Source organism: Kitasatospora sp. MAA4 (assembly GCF_029893355.1).
In the GTDB taxonomy this organism is placed as follows: domain Bacteria; phylum Actinomycetota; class Actinomycetes; order Streptomycetales; family Streptomycetaceae; genus Kitasatospora.
Map to the genome: position 1 here is coordinate 212,401 of NZ_JARZAI010000009.1, position 17,773 is coordinate 230,173.

At 71.6% G+C, this 17,773-nt stretch carries 17 protein-coding genes and 1 pseudogene; 11 read left to right on the forward strand and 7 right to left on the reverse strand.

Annotated features, from left to right (window positions below; all coding sequences use genetic code 11):
• Positions 1-17 precede the first annotated feature (17 nt).
• Entirely contained in the window at positions 18-1,538 is a 1,521-nt protein-coding gene (locus P3T37_RS15010) for an APC family permease (protein WP_280724111.1), read from the reverse strand.
• A gap of 174 nt (positions 1,539-1,712) precedes the next feature.
• On the opposite strand from P3T37_RS15010, the gene P3T37_RS15015 reads away from it, so the two are divergent.
• On the forward strand, positions 1,713-2,363 hold the full coding sequence (locus P3T37_RS15015) for a TetR/AcrR family transcriptional regulator C-terminal domain-containing protein (RefSeq protein ID WP_280724112.1): 651 nt from the start codon (positions 1,713-1,715) through the stop codon (positions 2,361-2,363).
• A gap of 32 nt (positions 2,364-2,395) precedes the next feature.
• Here P3T37_RS15015 and P3T37_RS15020 read toward each other — a convergent pair whose 3' ends face one another.
• Both P3T37_RS15020 and P3T37_RS15025 read right to left on the reverse strand, forming a co-directional pair.
• Positions 2,396-3,184, reverse strand: a complete 789-nt coding sequence (locus tag P3T37_RS15020; RefSeq protein ID WP_280724113.1) for a TIGR03084 family metal-binding protein — start codon at positions 3,182-3,184, stop codon at positions 2,396-2,398.
• A 28-nt stretch (positions 3,185-3,212) separates the two neighbouring features.
• The gene (locus P3T37_RS15025) at positions 3,213-4,745 is read right to left on the reverse strand and encodes an AMP-binding protein (RefSeq protein WP_280724114.1); all 1,533 of its coding nucleotides are present in this window, start codon (positions 4,743-4,745) and stop codon (positions 3,213-3,215) included.
• A gap of 342 nt (positions 4,746-5,087) precedes the next feature.
• On the opposite strand from P3T37_RS15025, the gene P3T37_RS15030 reads away from it, so the two are divergent.
• The 3 genes from P3T37_RS15030 to P3T37_RS15040 all read left to right on the forward strand — a co-directional run bounded on the left by P3T37_RS15030 (position 5,088) and on the right by P3T37_RS15040 (position 7,357).
• Complete coding sequence (locus P3T37_RS15030) at positions 5,088-5,846, forward strand: SDR family oxidoreductase (RefSeq protein WP_280724115.1); 759 nt, start codon at positions 5,088-5,090, stop codon at positions 5,844-5,846.
• A 1-nt stretch (position 5,847) separates the two neighbouring features.
• Positions 5,848-6,957 (forward strand): S-adenosylmethionine:tRNA ribosyltransferase-isomerase, encoded by a 1,110-nt coding sequence (locus P3T37_RS15035; RefSeq protein ID WP_280724116.1) that lies wholly within the window; start codon positions 5,848-5,850, stop codon positions 6,955-6,957.
• 112 nt (positions 6,958-7,069) lie between these two features.
• Positions 7,070-7,357 carry a hypothetical protein gene (locus tag P3T37_RS15040; protein ID WP_280724117.1) on the forward strand — a complete coding sequence of 96 codons (288 nt, stop codon included), beginning with the start codon at positions 7,070-7,072 and terminating at the stop codon, positions 7,355-7,357.
• 356 nt (positions 7,358-7,713) lie between these two features.
• On the opposite strand, the pseudogene P3T37_RS15045 reads toward P3T37_RS15040, so the two are convergent.
• Positions 7,714-7,848: pseudogene (locus P3T37_RS15045) on the reverse strand (IS30 family transposase); the annotation flags it as partial.
• A gap of 147 nt (positions 7,849-7,995) precedes the next feature.
• On the opposite strand from P3T37_RS15045, the gene P3T37_RS15050 reads away from it, so the two are divergent.
• The 6 genes from P3T37_RS15050 (at position 7,996) to P3T37_RS15075 (ending at position 11,762) form a co-directional block, all read left to right on the forward strand.
• Complete coding sequence (locus tag P3T37_RS15050; protein WP_280724118.1) at positions 7,996-8,259, forward strand: hypothetical protein; 264 nt, start codon at positions 7,996-7,998, stop codon at positions 8,257-8,259.
• Positions 8,231-8,758, forward strand: a complete 528-nt coding sequence (locus tag P3T37_RS15055) for a DUF6879 family protein (protein WP_280724119.1) — start codon at positions 8,231-8,233, stop codon at positions 8,756-8,758. The genes P3T37_RS15050 and P3T37_RS15055 overlap by 29 nt, the downstream gene beginning before the upstream one ends.
• 17 nt (positions 8,759-8,775) lie before the next feature.
• Positions 8,776-9,624 (forward strand): DUF5753 domain-containing protein, encoded by an 849-nt coding sequence (locus P3T37_RS15060; RefSeq protein ID WP_280724120.1) that lies wholly within the window; start codon positions 8,776-8,778, stop codon positions 9,622-9,624.
• A gap of 168 nt (positions 9,625-9,792) precedes the next feature.
• A complete protein-coding gene (locus P3T37_RS15065; RefSeq protein WP_280724121.1) occupies positions 9,793-10,002 on the forward strand; it encodes a hypothetical protein in 210 nt (69 codons plus the stop codon).
• A 394-nt stretch (positions 10,003-10,396) separates the two neighbouring features.
• On the forward strand, positions 10,397-11,545 hold the full coding sequence (locus P3T37_RS15070) for a methyltransferase domain-containing protein (protein ID WP_280724122.1): 1,149 nt from the start codon (positions 10,397-10,399) through the stop codon (positions 11,543-11,545).
• Positions 11,520-11,762, forward strand: coding sequence for a DUF6087 family protein (locus tag P3T37_RS15075; protein ID WP_280724171.1), 243 nt, complete (start codon positions 11,520-11,522; stop codon positions 11,760-11,762). The genes P3T37_RS15070 and P3T37_RS15075 overlap by 26 nt, the downstream gene beginning before the upstream one ends.
• Before the next feature lie 292 nt (positions 11,763-12,054).
• Here the strand turns inward: P3T37_RS15075 and P3T37_RS15080 are convergent, their stop codons facing one another.
• Together P3T37_RS15080 and P3T37_RS15085 are read right to left on the reverse strand one after the other, a co-directional pair.
• On the reverse strand, positions 12,055-13,263 hold the full coding sequence (locus tag P3T37_RS15080) for a serine hydrolase domain-containing protein (RefSeq protein WP_280724123.1): 1,209 nt from the start codon (positions 13,261-13,263) through the stop codon (positions 12,055-12,057).
• A 172-nt stretch (positions 13,264-13,435) separates the two neighbouring features.
• Positions 13,436-14,704, reverse strand: a complete 1,269-nt coding sequence (locus tag P3T37_RS15085) for a hypothetical protein (RefSeq protein WP_280724124.1) — start codon at positions 14,702-14,704, stop codon at positions 13,436-13,438.
• A gap of 153 nt (positions 14,705-14,857) precedes the next feature.
• Here P3T37_RS15085 and P3T37_RS15090 point away from each other — a divergent pair, with 153 nt between their 5' ends.
• Positions 14,858-16,042: a methyltransferase gene (locus P3T37_RS15090; RefSeq protein ID WP_280724125.1), complete on the forward strand. Its 1,185-nt coding sequence runs from the start codon at positions 14,858-14,860 to the stop codon at positions 16,040-16,042.
• Here the strand turns inward: P3T37_RS15090 and P3T37_RS15095 are convergent.
• On the reverse strand, positions 16,032-17,669 hold the full coding sequence (locus P3T37_RS15095; RefSeq protein WP_280724126.1) for an MFS transporter: 1,638 nt from the start codon (positions 17,667-17,669) through the stop codon (positions 16,032-16,034). The two genes, P3T37_RS15090 and P3T37_RS15095, sit on opposite strands and share 11 nt — an antisense overlap.
• Positions 17,670-17,773 lie beyond the last annotated feature (104 nt).

A 17,773-nucleotide genomic window follows, 5' to 3' on the forward strand; every position in this document is an offset into this window, starting at 1 on the left:
GGTGATCCGGGTGGTGATCAGCCCAGTGCGGGCGCCAACTCCCCGTCGGACGCGGCGTTCGTCTCCCGCATCAGGTCCTGCGGACGGCGCAGCAGCAGGTAGCCGACGCCGACCAGGGTGACCGTGCCCACCCCGAGCAGGGCCGCCCAGACCTGGTACCAGGGAGCGCCGGGCGGCGCCAGGATGGTGCGCGGCCAGCAGATGTTCAGGACTTCCAGGCCGGTCCACAGCACGGCCAGCGCATTGAGCACCGTCCCGGCCCGGCCGTACGAGACCTCGCCGGCCGGGCGCCAGGTGCCGCGCACCCGGGCGATCAGCGCGGCCAGCGTGAGCAGGAAGAACGGCAGGAAGGTCGCGGCGCTGCCGAAGGTGATCAGGCTGCCCATCGCGGTGCTCTTCAGGCCGAGCGGCAGCGCGGCGCAGCTGATCACGGTGGCCGCGACCAGGCCGCCGATCGGGGCCTGGTGCCGGTTGACCCTGCGCACCTTGGCGGAGAACGGGAAGACCCCGTCCCGGGCCAGCGAGTAGAGCCCGCGCGCCGCGCCGCCCTGCGAGGCCATCAGGCAGGCCGTGAAGCTGACCAGCACCACGACGACGAACGGCTTGGCCGACCAGTCGCCGAACGAGCTGGTGACGGCGGTGGTGACCGGGTCGAGATCCTTGCCGGAGACCACGTCCGCCGGGTTCGGGTGGGCCAGCGCCACCGCGACGGCGTTCAGGATGACCACCGCGCCGACGCTCAGCAGCGCGTACCACATGGCGCGCGGCACCTGGCGGCCCGCGTCCTTGGTCTCCTCGGCGGTGGAGACGCAGGCGTCGAAGCCGATGAACGCCCAGCCGCCGACCGCGATCACGGCGAGGAAGGCCATCAGGCCGCCGGTGTGGTTGGCGGCCGGAGCGCCGAGGGTGTCGGTGAGCAGCGCGAAGCCGTGCTTGCGGAAGAAGAGCAGCAGCGAGACCCCGACCAGCACCGAGGCGACCGCCTCGGCGGCGATCCCCAGCGAGACGAACCAGCGCAGCAGGTTGATCCCGTAGGCGTTGACCAGGGCGCAGAGCAGCGTGAACGCGGCTGACACCAGCACGAGTTGGGCGGGGGTGGGGGTCGCGCCGAAGAGTGCGAAGACCCAGGGCGAGGCGAGGTAGGCGACCGTGGTGTTGGCGAACATCACGGCGAACTGCCAGAGCCAGCCGCTCAGCCAGGCGAACGAGGGGTTGGCCAGGCGCCGGGTCCACTGGTACGCGCCGCCGGCCAGCGGCCACTGCGAGGCCAGCTCGGAGTAGACGCAGACCACCAGGGCCTGGCCGAGCAGGCAGATCGGCAGCGCCCAGATCCAGGCGCCGCCGTCGATGCTCATCCCGACCTGGGCGACCGCGTAGAGGCCGACCACAGGGGAGACGACCGCGAAGCCCATCGCGATGTTGCCGAGTATGCCGAGGCTGCGGCGCAGCTCCTGGCGGTAGCCGAGCGCTTCGAGCTGCTCGCTGTCGTCTGCGGGGGTGTGGTCGTCTGCGGGTCTGCGCGGGGATTGCTCGCTCATATGCGGTCCGCCTTGCTGTGCCGTGAGGGTGGGAGGAGAAAACTAACTTAGTTAGTCGGGAACCGTAGCGGGGCCACCCGGGAAAACGGAAGGGCCGACACCGGGCTGTAACCTTGCGCCGACGACGGGCGGCCGACAGGGGACGGCCGCGGCGGGCGAGGAGCGGGGCACGGCGTGGGGCGACCGGTCAGGAACCTGCTGAGCAGGGACATCATCGCCAGGGCGGCGCTGGCGGTGGTCGACGAGAACGGCCCCGGCGGGCTCACCATGCGGGCGCTGGCCGAGCGGCTGGGCGTGAAGGCGGCCTCGCTCTACAACCACGTCGCGAGCAAGGACGAGCTGCTGGACGCGCTCGCCGAGCTGGTCAACGCCGAGATCGACCTCGCCCCGCTGGAGCCCCGAGCGGGGGCGGTGCCCGGCGGCGAGGACTGGCGCGCGGACGTGGCCCGGTACGCCCGGGGCTACCGGCAGGTCTTCCTGCGCCACCCCAACACCATCGCCCTGCTGGCCCGGCGCCGGGTGGAGGCGAGCCGCCAGCTGCTGGGGTACGACAAGCTGCTCGCCGCGCTGATCGCGGCCGGGCTGGCGCCGGCCGACGCGGCGGAGGCGGCGGCCGCGCTGGACTACCTGGTGTTGGGCTCGGCGCTGGAGACCTTCACCGAGGGCTTCGCCCGCCCGGCGGCCGACTACCGGCCGCACTACCCGGCGCTGGCCGGCGCCCTGGAGGCCTCGGCGGAGCGCGGCGGCGGTCCGGGCGGACTGGACGAGCGCGGCTTCGAGCTCGCGCTGCGCCTGCTGTTGGGTGGGTTGCTGGTGGGCGGCTGACACCCCGCAGTCGGGGTGTCAGTCGCCCATCGTCACGCGCCGGTGGCCGCCCGGCCCGCTCCCGGCGGCCCGGCGAAGACCTGGGCGATCGGCAGCCAGGTGGTGGCCACCGGGCCGGTGGCGATCAGCGCCAGGTCGGCGGGGTGCCGGCGCTGGGTGACCCGCAGGCAGAAGTCCAACACCGGCCCGGTCACCCGGTTTTCCGCGTCCTCCGGCCCCCAGGCCCACAACTCGCCGTCAGAGCCGGTGAGTTCCACGCGCAGCGGAGCTTCCGGCATCGGCAGCCCGTTGGCCGCGAAGGCGAACGGGACGGTACGGAAGCCCAGATGGGCGATGTGCCGCAGCCGGGCCGTCGGCGGGCGGACCACGCCGAGCGCGTCGGCGATGTCCTCGCCGTGCGCCCAGGTCTCCATGATCCGCGCGGTGGCCATCGAGAGCGGCTTCATCGGCGGGCCGAACCAGGGCATCTTGGTGGCCGGGTCGGCCTTCGCCAACTCGGCGGCCAGCTCGGCCCGTCCGGTCCGCCAGTCGGCCAGCACCTCGGTGTGCGGACGCCGGGCGCCCGCCTCGGCGCCCTCGTCGACGATGTTGTCGAGCTTGGCGAAGGCGGCCCGGCCGGCCGCCTCGAAGCCCTCCGGATCGCGCAGCGCACGCAGCGCCCAGGCGTCGGTCCAGGCCAGGTGGGAGACCTGGTGGCTGATCGTCCAGCCCGGCGCGGAGGTCTCGGCGGCCCAGCCGTCGGCGGTCAAGTCGGCTACCAGAGCGTCGAGTTCGGCGCCCTCGGCGGTCATGTCGGTGATCAGTTCATGCAGGTCGGGCATGGTGGGAGCTCCCTCGGGGATCGGCGGATCAGTTGACGGCGCGCGAGCGGCCGGCCCAGTACGGCTCGCGCAGGCGGAACTTCTGCAGCTTGCCGGTGGTGGTGCGCGGCAGGGTGTCCCGGAACTCCACCGAGGTGGGGGACTTGTAGCCGGCCATCCGCGCCTTGCAGTGCGCGATCAGCGCGGCCTCCTCGACGCTGCGCCCCGGCTTCAGGACGACCAGCGCCTTGATGGTCTCGCCCCACTTCTGGTCCGGCACGCCGATCACCGCGACCTCGGCCACGTCCGGGTGGTCGTAGAGGACGTCCTCCACCTCGATCGAGCTGACGTTCTCGCCGCCGGTGATGATCACGTCCTTCTTCCGGTCCGAGATGGTCAGATAGCCGTCCTCCAGCGTCCCGCCGTCCCCGGTGTGGAACCAGCCGTCCTTCAGCGCGGCGTCCGTCTCGTCCGCACGGTCCCAGTACCCCGCCAGCACGGTGTTGGAGCGGATCAGCACCTCGCCCTCCTCGTCCACCCGCAGCTCGGTGCCCAGCGACGGGGCGCCCGCGCGGACCAGCTTCTCGGCGCGCTCGGCGGGCGGCAGGTCGTCCCACTCGGCGCGGGTGCGGTTCACGGTGGCGATCGGGGAGGTCTCGGTCAGGCCGTAGATCTGCATGAACTCCCAGCCCAGCTCGGCCTCCATGCGCTGGATCACGCTGGTGGGCGGCGGCGCGCCGGCCACGATGATCCGCACCCGGTCGCGTCCGGGGATCGGGCCCTCCCAGTCCGCCGCCGCGTCCAGCACCGCCGCGCACACCGCCGGCGCGCCGCACAGGAAGGTCACCCCGTGCCGGTCCACCCGGCGCAGGATCTCGGCGCCGTCCACCTTGCGCAGCACGATGTGCTGGGCGCCCAGGCCGGTCAGGCCGAACGGCATCCCCCAACCGTTGGCGTGGAACATCGGCAGGGTGTGCAGGTAGACATCGCGGTCACTCGCCCCGAAGTGCAGCGCCATCAGTGTGGCGTTCAGCCAGCAGTTGCGGTGGGTGAGCTGAACGCCCTTGGGGCGCGCGGTGGTTCCGCTGGTGAAGTTGATGGTGGCGGTGTCGTTCTCGTCGATCTCGTAGCGCACCGGCTCGTGGTCGAAGTCGTACAGCTCGGCGTCGCTCTCGGCGCCCAGCACGAAGCGGCGGGCGCAGGGCACCCCGGCCAGCGCCTCGTCCAGCTCGGGGTCGACCAGCAGCAGGGTCGCGCCGCTCTGCTCGACGATGTACGCGACCTCCTCGGCCTTCAGCCGGAAGTTGATCGGCACCAGCACCCGCCCGTACCCGCTCACCCCGAAGAGCGCGGTCATCAGCCGGGCCGAGTTGTGCGAGACGATCGCGACCCGCTCGCCCTTGCCGATGCCCATCCGGTCCAGGCCAGCAGCCTGGGCCCGCGCCAGTTCGGCGATCCGTCGGTAGCTCAGCTCGCCCCAGGATTCGGCGGGTTGAACGGGCTCGTCGACAATTCCGATCCGGTCCCCGTAGACCAGTTCGGCTCTGTTCAAGAAGTCCATGACGGACAGTGGAGTCTGCATGCCGCCACTCTGGCCCCACTCGCAGCCCGGGCGCCAGCCCCCGGGTGTCACCCGACCCCGTCGGGCCGGGCGACACCGCGCAGGTCAGGGGATGTACTTGAAGTCCGGGGTCAGCGTGCCGAACATCGAGTCGGCCTTCTGCCCGTTGACCGTCGGGCGCCCGGTGCGCGGCGGTGGCGAGCGCGGGGGTGGCTGCCGTGACCTTCACTGCCCGACCGCGGGTCGTGTTCCTGGGGCGGAAGGTGGAGCAGACCCCGTCGCAACGTCCTAGGTCGAAGGGACCCGCAGCCGCCCTGCTCCCGGCTGATCCGCTGCCCGTACCCGCGGCGGGAGAGTGCAGGTATGAACACCACCGACGCCCCGCAGCCGCCCCCCGCCCACCCCGTCGCCGTCGTCACCGGCGCCTCCCGCGGCCTGGGCCTCGAACTCGCCCGGTTCCTGGCCGAGGACGGCTGGCAGCTGGTGATCACTGCCCGTGGCGCGGCCGAACTCTCCGCAGCCGAATCCCGGTTGAGCCGGCTGACGACCGTGACCGCGCTGGCCGGATCGGTGGTCGACGACGACCACCGCGCCGACCTCGCCGAGGCCGCCGACCGGCTGGGCGGCGCCGCCCTGCTGATCAACAACGCCTCCACGCTGACCGGCTACGACCTCGCCGGCGCCGCGCTGCCCGCGCTCGCCGAGTTCCCGCTGCCCGGCCTGCTGGAGACCTTCGAGGTCAACGTGCTGGGCCCGATCGCCCTCACCCAGCTGCTGCTGCCGCAACTGCGCCAGCACGGCGGCGCGGTGCTCGGCATCAGCTCGGACGCCGCCGTCGAGGCGTACGCCGGCTGGGGCGGCTACGGCGCGAGCAAGGCCGCGCTCGACCAGGCCTGCGCAGTGCTCGCGGTCGAGGAGCCGGAGCTGCGGGTCTGGACGGTCGACCCCGGTGACCTGCGCACCCGGATGCACCAGGAGGCCTTCCCCGGCGAGGACATCTCGGACCGGCCGCTGCCGCAGACCGTCGTCCCGGCCTTCCGCGCGCTGCTGCGCGACCGCCCGGCCTCCGGCCGCTACCGCGCCGCCGACCTGCTCGCGTCGCCCGCCGCGGTGGTGAGCTGAGATGCGCGCCGCCACGGAGACCACCGGCTTCGACTTCACCGTCCCGCCGGAGCTCTCCGCCCACGCGCCCGCCGAGGCGCGCGGCCTGGCCCGCGACGGCGTGCGCCTGCTGGTCGGCCGCGGGGACGGGTCCCCAGCGGTCGAGCACCGCCGCTTCACCGACCTGCCGGCCGTCCTGCGCCCGGGCGACCTGCTGGTCGTCAACAACTCGGCCACCCTGCCGGCCGCCCTGCCCGCCCGGCTCCCCGACGGCACGTCCGTCGTCCTGCACCTGTCCTCGGCCCATCCCGACCCGCGCGGCACCCATCTGGTCGAGCTCCGCCGCCCTGCGCCGTCGGGAGGCGCCCCCGAGGCTGCCGCCGAGTACTTCCGCCCGGCCGACAGCCCGGCCCGCCCCGGCCTGCTGCTCACCCTCCCGGACAGCGCCCGCGCCGAGCTGACCAACCCGTTCACCCCACGCCTCTGGTACGCCCGGCTCGCCCTGCCGACGCCGCTGCCGACCTACCTGGCCCGGCACGGCAAGGCCATCCGCTACGGCTACGTCGACCACGACTGGCCGCTGGCCGCCTACCAGACGGTCTTCGCCACCGAGCCGGGCAGCAGCGAGATGCCCAGCGCGGCCCGCCCGTTCACGGCGCGGCTGGTCAGCGCGCTGGTCGCGCGCGGCATCCTGGTCGCGCCGATCACGCTGCACACCGGCGTCGCCTCCCCGGAGGCCCACGAGGCGCCGTACGCCGAGCGGTTCCGCGTCCCGGAGACGACCGCCCGATTGGTCGAGCACGTCCGCAGCGCCGACGGCCGGGTCGTCGCGGTCGGCACCACCGCCGTCCGCGCCCTGGAGTCCGCCGTCACCCCCGACGGCCGCCCGCACGCTGCCGACGGCTGGACGGACCTGGTGATCACCCCCGAGCGCGGCGTCCGCCTGGTCGACGGACTCCTCACCGGCTGGCACGAACCCCGCGCCTCCCACCTGCTGATGCTGGAGGCGATAGCCGGCCGCCCGCTGCTCGACCTCTGCTACAGGGAGGCGATCGCCCACCGCTATCTCTGGCACGAGTTTGGCGACGCCAACCTGCTGCTGCCTGGAGGTGCCGCCAGCTGGGATGTATGAATTAGCTGTCGGCGTGCATTATCGCTGCCATACTCTGGCTTGCCCGCACTCACGAGCGTGCCACCGGAGGCCATCAGTGACTCAGAAGTCCCGTCGGGGCGCCGGAGTTGGGATGCTCGTCAGCATCCTCCTCATCTGCGTGCGCATCCTCACCCAGTGCCACGCCGACGACCCGAGTAGTCCTCACTACACCGTCACCTACCCCTCCGTCACGAAGGCCCGGGAGCTGAAGCCCTGTGACCTGGCGACCGGGGATGAGGTCAACGCGGCCCTCGGGGCGCCCTCGACAGCCACCGACCTGGCCGCAGAGCCGCCCTTGTACAACACCTGCAACTACCACGACGCCACTGGCACCCGTCTGCTCGTTGTCGCCGGCTTGTCCATCGTCGTGGACAAGTGAGCGATACCAGATGCCGTACCGCTCCCGGGCGTCGGCGACCTCGCCCTGTACGAGAGTGACCTGTCCAGCGGTAGGTTCTGGGTGAACTACGGATCGGCCAGCTTCGTCGTCTCGCTCGCCTACGCCGACCCCCATGACCAGGCCCTGATCGAAGACCGGCTGACAACGCTGGCGCGTGGCATCACCACCCGGCTCTGACGGCTGTGGCCGGCTGGGGGTTCGGAGTGGCGCGCAGCCATCCGACCTATGCCTGGCTAGGGCGCGTATTCGGTCGTGATCAAGCAGTGGTTCTGGTGAGGTCTTTGATCCAGAGCATTGCGCCGCGAGGTCGTTGCAACACGTGGTCGGTTTGATAAGGTCGCGAGCAGTTTATGCAGGCGCTCGGCTGGGGTTTCCCAGTCGAGCGTTTTGCGTGGGCGGCCGTTGAGTTCGGCGGCGACCGTGGTCAGGTGGTCAAAGCTGTGGACGGCCAGGTCGGTCCTCTTGGGGAAGGAGGCGTACGCGACTTGAAGCGGTCCTCCGCCGGCCACCGTCAGACGGTGTGGGGCTGCGGCGTGTTCGCGCCCTTGACGGCCCATCACCCCTGCGGGAGGGTCGAAGCGCAAACGCCTGCAACCGAGTTGGTAGGGGATACGGTCATGCCGCTAGATTTCGTGGGGATCGACCCGGAAACGGGCGAGGAGGGCTCGCCCACGGTGTGGGTGGACACCGACGCGCACGAGTTCGTGTTCCTGGGCCCGGACGCCGAGGAGGCCCTGGTGGCCAAGCTGGCGGGGACCGAGTGGGTGGCCGGGCACAAGACGGGAATCCCCGCCGGGGAGACTCCGATCCGGCTCCCGTTCCGCATGATCGAGATCATCCGAAAGGCGTGTGATGACGCAGAGCGTGCCGGACTTCAGTGAGCTGCTGAAGAGCACCCAGCACTCCGCATCCCACCTGGAGATGCGCGATGCCTACGGGGTCGCCAGCGAGGCGGCGTCGTTCGAGGCGTTTCAGAAGGGCGTGTGGACCGAGGCCGAGGAGAGGGCCGGACGCAGCACCTGGCTGGGCCTCATCGCCGACGCCGTCAACCGTGGCGTGGTGCTGCGCCGGGCCCGCATCGTCTCCGAGCCGGTCACGCAGTACATCCGCTTCGAGCACGCCGGTACCCAGATGAACATCGACGCCGGGGAGCAGATCCGTTGGCTCCCCCGTCGCCGCGCCCTGGGTATTCCGCTGCCCGCGGCGGACTTCTGGCTCTTCGACGGCCGGCTCGTGCGCTTCAACATCTTCACGGGTGACGGGGACTGGGCGGACCCGCGCGTCGAGATGCGCGAGGACCTCGCCACGGTGAAGCTCTGCGCCGACGCGTTCGAACAGGTCTGGGAGCGCGCCACGCCGCACGACCAGTTCACCGTCTAGTCGCCGCTGGACAGCTCATGCCCGAATCCCCGTCCACCAGCGCCCAGAACGCGCGTGCCGCACTCGCCGCACGGCTGGCCCACCTGCGCCAGGACGCCGGGATCGACCAACATGAGCTGTCCATGCGCTGCGGCTGGCACGACGCCAAGACCTCGCGCATCATCAACGCCAAGGCCCAGCCTTCCGACAGCGACATCCGCACGTGGTGCCGGGCCTGCGGAGCCGAGGACCAGGCCGAGGACCTCATCGCCACCGCGCGGGCCGTCGACTCGATGTACATGGAGTGGCGGCGCATCCACCGCGGCGGTCTACGCCGGGTGCAGGAGAAGAGCCTTCGGCAGTACGCGACGACCCGCGTGAACAGGGTGTACGTCTCCAACGTCGTGCCGGGCTTCTTCCAGACCGCCGCCTACGCCACCGCGCTGCTCAAGACCATCACCGCGTTCCAAGGCACCCCGGATGACGTGACCGAAGCCGTTGCGGCCCGGGTTGCCCGCAGCCGCTTCCTCTACGAGGGCAACCACCGCTTCGTCGTGGTGATGGAGGAGGGCGTCCTACGGCACCGGATCGGCACCCCGGAGACGATGCGAGGTCAGCTCCAGCACCTGCTCACCGTGCTGCCGCTGCCCTCCGTCTCCCTCGGGATCATCCCGTTCGGTGCCGAGCGGACCGTGTGGCCGCTTGAGGCGTTCTACATGCACGACGACCAGGAGGCGGGGGTGGAGACACTGACCGCCAAGATCGAGGTCGTGCAACCGCGTGAACTCCGTGACTACGCACGGGCGTTCGAGCAGTTGGCGAAGATGGCCGTCTACGGGGACGCCGCGAAGGCGCTGATCGTCACGGCGGCCGGCTCCTTCTCCTGAATTTCCGCAATAACGCGCAAACGCGTTGAGTAGCCACGCCGTTACTCCCTATCGTCGTAGATGTCGCCCCAGCTGATAGGGAATCGCCAGGGGCGGACCAACGGCCCCAGTGCACCACCCCGTTGTGTCCTGGGGCCGCTACCACCCCCGACGGTGAGGAGCGGCATCGTGTCGACGGTCCTTCAGCAGCGGCAACCCGGTCGGAGCCTTCACCGGCAACGACAGTCCGCAGACCCGGCGTACTACGTCGACACCGGCGGCGCTGAGGGAACGGTCATCCTCGTCTTCGACGACTCCCGTGCCGCCCGGCGCTCCAGCTTTCTCGCGCAGCTGGCCGCCGGCCAGCGTCGTCGCCGCCGCCGCCGGGAGGGCCAGTGACCGTCGACCCCGAGGACGTCCCGGCTACCGCTGTGCACCCGGCGGCCACGTGGCCGGCCTGTATGTGCAGCCAGCATGGCGGACGCCTTGCAACCACCACCTAGTTCTCCGCCCGGTCACTCAGGCCGCCGGGCGGTGCACAACTGGCGCCGGTCGAATGCGTCTCCACGGCGCCCGCCACCGACTCCCAGCCGGAGCATGACGAACTCCTTGGCTGGGCAGCACCACACGGCAGCATCCGCACCTACCGAAGGAGCACCATCGTGATCACGACTGCAGCCGGAGGGGGAGGCGGCGGGGGTAACCCCGACACCGTCCCCGGACAGCCCTGGACGCCGCCCCCGCCGCCTCCCCCGGACGGTGGGCCGCCCCCCGGTGACGGAGGCCGCCGCAAGTGACTGACGCTCTATTCGAGGGAACGGACCGCCCCGGCCACGCGTTGGGGCGGTTCCTCCTCGCCTCCGGCACGTTGACTTCCGACTGGGTGCCGGCCTTCGCCGCGGTGCCCCGACACCTTTTTCTGCCCGACCTGTTCTGGGCGTACGACATGACCACCGGCACCAGCGTGGCCATCAACAAGGCCACCGACCCCGCAGGATGGTTGGCGGCAGCCGAAGCGGACATCCCGATCGTCACCCAGTGGGACGACGGCGACCACCAGGGCGAGCAGCCCGGCGCTGTTTCCACCTCCTCCGCGTCCATGCCGTCCGTCGTGGCCGCCATGCTCGCGGACCTGGACGTGGAACCGGGGATGCGGGTGTATGAGGGGGGCACCGGCACCGGCTGGAACGCCGCACTCCTGGCGCACCGCCTCGGCGACCAGAACATCGTCACCGCCGAAATCGACCGCGGGATGGCGGCGAGAGCAAAATCCAGCCTGCACCGCGCCGGACTCAACCTGGTCGTGCACGTCGGCGACGCCCTCAAAGGCTGGCCCGGCGCCGGACCGTACGACCGCACCATCGTGACGTTCGGTCTGCGGGAAATGCCGTTCGCGCTGATCGCCCAGACCAAGCCGGGCGGCGTCATCCTCGCCCCGTTCGGCACCCACTACTCCACCGATGACGCCCTCGTACGCCTCATCGTCACCGCCGACGGCACCGCCTCGGGCCCGTTCCTGCGCCCGGTGGCGTTCATGAAGGCGCGCTCACAGCGTCACGTCTGGACTGCTCCGCAGGACATGCCGGCTGTCGAGTCAACGACCTCCATCCCCTGGATCGGGCACGGCCAGTTCGACCCGTACCCGTTCGTGCTGGGGCTGCGACTGCCCACCGTCACCCACGCCGTCCAGGCCCACGAGAACGGCCGGACGTTGTGGCTCTACTCGCTCTCCGGCTCGTCGTGGGCGTCCGCGACCTACCGGGACGGCGCGCCGACCGCGGTACGCCAGGCAGGACCGCGGCGGCTGTGGGAAGAGTTCGAGGCGGCGCACCGCTGGTGGGTGGAGAACGGCGAACCGGGTCTTGGCCGACTCGGGCTGACGGTAGATTCCGACGGTCAGTTGGCGTGGCTGGACGATCCGGCGAACTGCTGGTCGATCTGAGGGAGGACCCGGTGAACCGCAGCACGGCGCCCACGTCAACCCGGACGCCCCAAGGCTCATCCTGGAGTGGGACGGCTTCGCGTGGCAGCCGGTCAACGTCGCCGAGAACTACCCAGCGGCTTGCCGGGCGGTCAACCACTCCGAGGCGGCGCGGGCGGTGCCCGTGCCGGGGTATTCGCCAGTGAAGGGTGGTGGTGGTCGCCACCGGCGCCGGTAGGAAAATCGCACGTTGAAGCCCGGCGCCTCCAGCTCCAGGTGCCGGGCTGCGGGCTGCGGGGTCAGCGTCCGGCGCCGACGCGCGTGGCCACGGGGATGACGCCACCTCGGGAGTCGACACCCGGCGACAGGTCAGTGACGCAGCAACCGTTCAGCGAGAGCGGAGGCGTCCCCGTCTGTGGCGTTGTGGCGCAGGTCGGCCACCAAGGTCGGAGGAGAGGCGGATGGACTCGACGTCGTCTGTCACACCACGATGGTCTGACCAGCATTACACCGGCAGGTGGGTGAACCAACTAGTCGTCGATCGCCTGGTAGGCGGAGGTCCAGAAGTCGCGGCAGACGTCCGGCGGGTGGGGCGAGGTCCAGTTCCGCTGGGTCAGCAGGACGGTGACCAGCTCCTCGCGCGGATCGGTGGACCAGGACGTGCCGAGGCCGCCGTCCCAGCCGAACCGTCCGACCGGCGCGGCCGGGTCGGTCCGCCGGGTGGCCACCGAGAGGCCGAAGCCCCAGCCGTGGCCGGCGAAGTAGTCGGCGAACGGCCCGGACTGCGGCTTCTGCGCTGGTGTCAGCTGGTCGGTGACCATGGTCTCGACCGAGGGGCGGGAGAGGATCCGGTGGCTGCCGTACCGGCCGTGCGCCAGCATCATCCGGCCGAAGGCGAGGAAGTCGTCGGCGGTGGAGACCAGCCCGCCGCCGCCCGAGGGGAAGGCCGGCGGACGGCTCCAGTCGCCGCCGGCCGCCTCGTCGTAGACGGTCAGGGCGCCGGTCGCGGGGTCGGCCGCGTAGCTGGTGGCAAGCCGGTGCAGCTGGTCGGCGGGTACCGAGAAGCCGGTGTCCCGCATGCCGAGCGGCTCGAAGACCCGCTCCCGCAGGAAGGCCTCGAACGGCTGCCCCGCAGCGCGCGCGATCAGCACGCCGAGCACGTCCGAGCCGGTGTTGTACATCCACCGCTCGCCGGGCTGGTGGATCAGCGGCAGCGTGCCCAGGCGCCGGATCCACTCGTCCGGCGCGGGCGGCACGGACGGGCGCGGCGGACCCTGGCCCAGCTCCAGCTCGTCGGCGGCCCGCTGGATCGGGTACGTCCCGGGAGGGGCCATCACGACGCCGAAGCCCATCCGGAAGGTCAGCAGGTCGCGCACGGTGATCGGCCGGTGGGCTGGGACGGTGTCGTCCAGCCGCGCGTCCAGGCTGCTCAGCACCCGGCGGCCGGCCAGCTCGGGCAGCAGCCCGTCCACCGGGTCGTCCAGCCGCAGCCGGCACTCCTCGACCAGGATCATGGCCGCCACGGCGGTGACCGGCTTGGTCATCGAGGCGACCCGGAAGAGCGTGTCCCGGGCGACGGGAGTGCCGCCGACCGCCTGCACACCGAGCGTCTCGACGTGCACCTCCCCGCGACGGGCGACCAGCGCGACCAGCCCGGGCACCTGGCCGGGCCCGACGTGGCGCGCCAGGGTGTCGCGCATCCGCGCCAGCCTGCTCCCGGAGAGTCCGCCGTCACCCATGAGCCCTTCCTCTCCTTGGTCACCCCACCCGCTACGTTGAGTCATCCTGGCAGCGTTCGGCAGAGAGCCCGGGCTTCTGCGGGCCGTGTCGCGGGCGACACGGGACCCGGGGCGCAGCACTGCGCCCCTCCTTCCGTGGGGAAGAAGGGGCGCAGCGGTCGGTGGGTCGTGCTCAGGCGCCCGCACCCGCACCGGAGTTGAGCAGGCTCTTGATCTGGTCGTAGCCGAGGCCCGCGTCGGTGGCCGACTTGATGTCCTGCGCGGTCAGACCGTCCGCGGTCAGCTCCTTGACCTGGGCGTCGGTCAGCGGCGCTGCCGGGGTGTGCCGGCCGGCGGCACCCAGCCCCTTCGGTGCGAGCAGCGCCATGGCGTTGTTCAGGTCCGCCGTGGTGACCGCGACGGCGCCGGAAGGGGCCTGGAGGGTGGGGGAGTCGGTGCCGAAGGCGACCTTCACCGGCAGGTGGACGTTCGGGGTGGACTTCTTGTCCAGCAGCGCCATGTCGAAGCCGATCGAGGAGACCGTCCCGTTCTTGATGAACAGGTCCACCGCGAAGGTGCGGTCGGGGAGGTCGGCCGGGGCCGAGCCGGGCAGCTTGTCCAGCCCGGGGATGCCCTTGGCCACCGGCGGGATCGACTTCAGCAGGTCGTTGGCGAGCTGACGGGACGGCGCGCTGACGACGATGTGCTCGGCGCCGTCCGTCGTGCCCTTGTCCTCGAACGTGGCGTTGCGGGACAGCACGTCCTTGACGGTGTTCAGCAGGTTCTTCGCCGTCTTCGGGTCCATCGACGGCAGTGCGGAGGGCTGGCCCGACGGCTGAGCCGCGCCGCCCTTGGCGGCGTTTCCGGCGAGGCCCTTGGAGAAGTCCGTGACGGTCTTCTCGTCGAACGAGACCCACTGGCCCGTCAGGACGTCCTTGACCACCTTGAGGCCGTCCGGCAGTTCGCCCGCGGTCTGCTGGAACTTCGCCGGGTCCTGGCCCGCGACCTTGGCGATCCCGGCCGCATCGGCGTGCAGGTAGGTGGTGGCGCCGAGCTGGCGCACCTCGATGAGCGGGGCGCCGCCGTTGGCCGTCACGGCGTAGGAGAGGTTGACCGACTTGTCCAGCGCCTGGTTGCCGCCCTGGCCGTTCTGCTTGGCCAGCTCCTTCAGCGGCTTGTCGGAGCTGATCGCGACAGCGACGCCCAGGCCGGACAGGGCGTCGGCGTTCTTCTGCTCGATCTTCTCGCCGGTGGCCGTGCCGTAGGCCATGATCTGCGAGGCCGACGCGTCCAGCGACAGCTTGGCGCTGAAGGCCTTGCCGTCGCCCAGCTTGCCGAACGCGTCCGAGACCTTCTGGGCAGCGGTGAGCTGCTTCACTGCGCCACAGGCCGTCAGGCCCGCGGCGAGGACGGAGGTACAGGCGGCGGCAACCAGGGTGGCACGAACGGTCCTGCGTATCACGGTGTTGATGGGAGCTCTCCTGAGGGACTGTGAACGGGTACTGCGGGGTGGCGCGACCAAGGGAACCACAGGCCTCCGGGCTCGCGCACACCATTTGGGTGCGCTTGCTGTTGCACGGTCAGTGGGGTGGTGACCAGGTAGCCTGAGGGGACGATGAACAGTTTCACGACGTCATGGGGTGCCTTCGACCTCGCCCGTTTCCCCGAGGACCCCCGCGACACGCTCCGCGCCTGGGATGCCGCCGACGCCTACCTGCTGCGCCACCTGGCCGGAGACGGAGACGGAGGCGGGGACGGCGAAGCCGAGCCCACCGATCTGACCGGAACCGTCGCCCTGGTCGGCGACCGCTGGGGCGCGCTGGCCACCGCACTCGCCGGTCACGCCACCCGTCCCGTCCAGATCACCGACTCCTTCCTCACCCGGCAGGCGACCCGGGCGAACCTGGTGCGCAACGGGATCGAGGAGGCTGCCGCGCAGCTGCTCTCGACCCGGGACACCCCGCCGGCTCCGATCGACGTCCTGCTGATCCGCGTGCCCAAGAGCCTCGCGCTCCTGGAGGACCAGCTGCACCGCCTCGCCCCGGGCGTGCACGCCGGTACCGTCGTCGTCGCCACCGGCATGGTGACCGAGATCCACACCTCGACTCTGAAGCTCTTCGAGCGGATCATCGGCCCGACCCGGACGTCCCTGGCGGAGAAGAAGGCCCGGCTGATCTTCTGCACCCCCGACCCCCGGCTGGCCCGCACCCCCAGCCCGTGGCCGCACAGCTACCCGCTGCCTGACGACATCGGCGCGGCCTCCGGCCTGACCGTCACCAACCACGCCGGCACCTTCTGCGCCGAACGCCTCGACATCGGCACCAGGTTCTTCCTGCGCAACCTCCCGCGCACCGGCCCGGGCCACCTGCGCATCGTCGACCTGGGCTGCGGCAACGGCGTGGTCGGCACGGCCGCGGCGCTGGGCAACCCGAGCGCCGAACTGACCTTCATCGACGAGTCCTACCAGGCGGTCGCCTCGGCCGAGGCGACCTTCCGGGCCAACGCCCCCGCCGACGCCCGCGCCGAGTTCCTGGTGGGCGACGGCCTGTCCGGCGTGCCCGCCGCCAGCGCCGACCTGGTGCTCAACAACCCGCCGTTCCACACCCACCAGGCGACCACCGACGCGACCGCCTGGCGGATGTTCACCGGCTCGCGCGCCGTGCTGCGCCCGGGCGGCGAGCTCTGGGTCATCGGCAACCGTCACCTCGGCTACCACGTCAAGCTGCGACGGCTCTTCGGCAACTGCGAAGTGGTCACCAGCGACCCGAAGTTCGTCATCCTGCGGGCCGTCAGGACCTGACGGCGCCGCCACCCGGCGGCGCCGAGCGGGGCTGAGTCGCCGGGATCCGCTGGGTGAAGAACAGCGCGAGGACCGAGAGCAGCGCGAGGACGCCGAGCGCGGCGCGCAGACCGGCGAGCCGGGCCGCGGTGTTCGCGTCGAGCGCGGCCGAGGTCACCTCCGGGCTCGCGCCCGCCGTGCTGAGTGCGGACTTGAGCTGAGTGTCCGACAGGAACGGTACGCCGCTTGCGAGTTGAGAGTTCGCCTGGGTCTTGACCGCGGCCGGGACCGCCGGGTTCTGCTCGACGCCGGTCAGGAACGAGGTCGTCAGGACGGCGATCAGGATGGACCCGGCCAGGGCCGTACCGATCGACGCGCCGAGGTTGGTGACGGCGTTCTGCAGGCCGCCGACCTCCGCGCTCTGCTCGTCCGGCACCGCGGACACGGTGACCGATCCGAGCTGGGAGGCCAGCGCGCCCATCCCGAGCCCGATCAGCAGCAGCGGCACGGTGACGACCCCCGCACCCGAGGTCGCGTCGAGCGCGGCCAGCAGGACCAGCGCGCCGGCGAGCAGCGCGAGGATCCCCAGCCGGACCACCCGGCGCGGCGAGACGTCCGGCAGCAGGCGCGGGATCAGGATCGCCGCGGCCAGCAGGGTCAGCGAGAGCGGCAGGACGCGTGCCCCGGTCGCGAGCGCGGACAGGCCGAGCGCGACCGACAGGTAGAGCGGGACGAGGAAGAACACGCCCATCTGCACCAGGTACTGGAAGAAGAACATCACCAGGCCGCCGGTGAGCTGCCGGATGTGCAGCAGGGCCGGCTGCACGAGCGGCTCCCGCTGCTGCTCCACGAGACGGGCCTCCCACCGCAGGAAGAGCCAGACCAGCAGCAGGCCCGCCAGCATCAGCCAGACGACCGGCGAGACCTTGAGCCACACCGGCCCGTCGGGCTTGGGCGCGAACCAGCCCCATTCGCCCGAGCGCAGGACCCCGAAGACGAAGGTCCCGAGCCCGAGGGCGGACAGCACGGCGCCGACCAGGTCGATGCGCGGGCGGGAGTCGATCGGCGCCTCGGCGATGCGGCGGGCGAGGGCCAGGATGACGAGCACGATCGCGACCTCGCCGACGAAGACCCAGCGCCAGGAGAAGTACGTCGTCGCGACGCCGCCGATCAGCGGCCCGACCGCGATCGCGGCGGCTCCGGCGGCTGCGACGAGTCCGTAGGCCGCGGGTCGGCGCTCGGCCGCGAAGTTGCCGGCGACCAGCGCCACGATCGCGGGCAGGATGAGCGCGGCCCCCACCCCCTCGAGGAACGACCAGCCGAGCAGCAGCACCGGCAGGTTCGGGGCGAGCGCCGTCGTCAGGGATCCGCAGCCGTAGACAGCGCAGCCGATCATGAACGCCCGCCTGCGGCCGATCAGCGCGCCGACCTTGCCGCCGGGGATCATGAACATCGCCATCACCAGCGTGTAGGTCGTGATGGCGCCCTGGATCCCGCTCACGGTCGTGCCCACGTCGTCGGCCACCGTCGCGATCGAGACGTTCATGACGGAGCTGTCGAGGGCCATCAGGAACTGCCCGGCCGCGAGCGTCGCCAGCACGGGTGTCGCGCCGGCCGAGCGCTCGGGAACCGCTGACTGGGGTGCCATGGCCGCATCGTCCCAGCGGAGTCGGAGAACCGGGCCGCGACCCGCCCCGGGCCGGCCGCCTGCCACGCTGTTGGAGGCATAGACCAGGTCTGGCAAACTCTCGT

Excerpts from the sequence above, each read along its gene's own strand:
- P3T37_RS15055 (WP_280724119.1), top strand. The coding sequence starts at position 8,231 with ATGACGCAGAGCGTGCCGGACTTCAGTGAGCTGCTGAAGAGCACCCAG.
- P3T37_RS15030 (WP_280724115.1), top strand. The coding sequence starts at position 5,088 with ATGAACACCACCGACGCCCCGCAGCCGCCCCCCGCCCACCCCGTCGCC.
- P3T37_RS15010 (WP_280724111.1), bottom strand. The coding sequence starts at position 1,538 with ATGAGCGAGCAATCCCCGCGCAGACCCGCAGACGACCACACCCCCGCA.
- P3T37_RS15050 (WP_280724118.1), top strand. The coding sequence starts at position 7,996 with ATGCCGCTAGATTTCGTGGGGATCGACCCGGAAACGGGCGAGGAGGGC.
- P3T37_RS15090 (WP_280724125.1), top strand. The coding sequence starts at position 14,858 with ATGAACAGTTTCACGACGTCATGGGGTGCCTTCGACCTCGCCCGTTTC.
- P3T37_RS15035 (WP_280724116.1), top strand. The coding sequence starts at position 5,848 with ATGCGCGCCGCCACGGAGACCACCGGCTTCGACTTCACCGTCCCGCCG.
- P3T37_RS15020 (WP_280724113.1), bottom strand. The coding sequence starts at position 3,184 with ATGCCCGACCTGCATGAACTGATCACCGACATGACCGCCGAGGGCGCC.
- P3T37_RS15080 (WP_280724123.1), bottom strand. The coding sequence starts at position 13,263 with ATGGGTGACGGCGGACTCTCCGGGAGCAGGCTGGCGCGGATGCGCGAC.
- P3T37_RS15095 (WP_280724126.1), bottom strand. The coding sequence starts at position 17,669 with ATGGCACCCCAGTCAGCGGTTCCCGAGCGCTCGGCCGGCGCGACACCC.
- P3T37_RS15060 (WP_280724120.1), top strand. The coding sequence starts at position 8,776 with ATGCCCGAATCCCCGTCCACCAGCGCCCAGAACGCGCGTGCCGCACTC.
- P3T37_RS15025 (WP_280724114.1), bottom strand. The coding sequence starts at position 4,745 with ATGCAGACTCCACTGTCCGTCATGGACTTCTTGAACAGAGCCGAACTG.
- P3T37_RS15040 (WP_280724117.1), top strand. The coding sequence starts at position 7,070 with ATGCTCGTCAGCATCCTCCTCATCTGCGTGCGCATCCTCACCCAGTGC.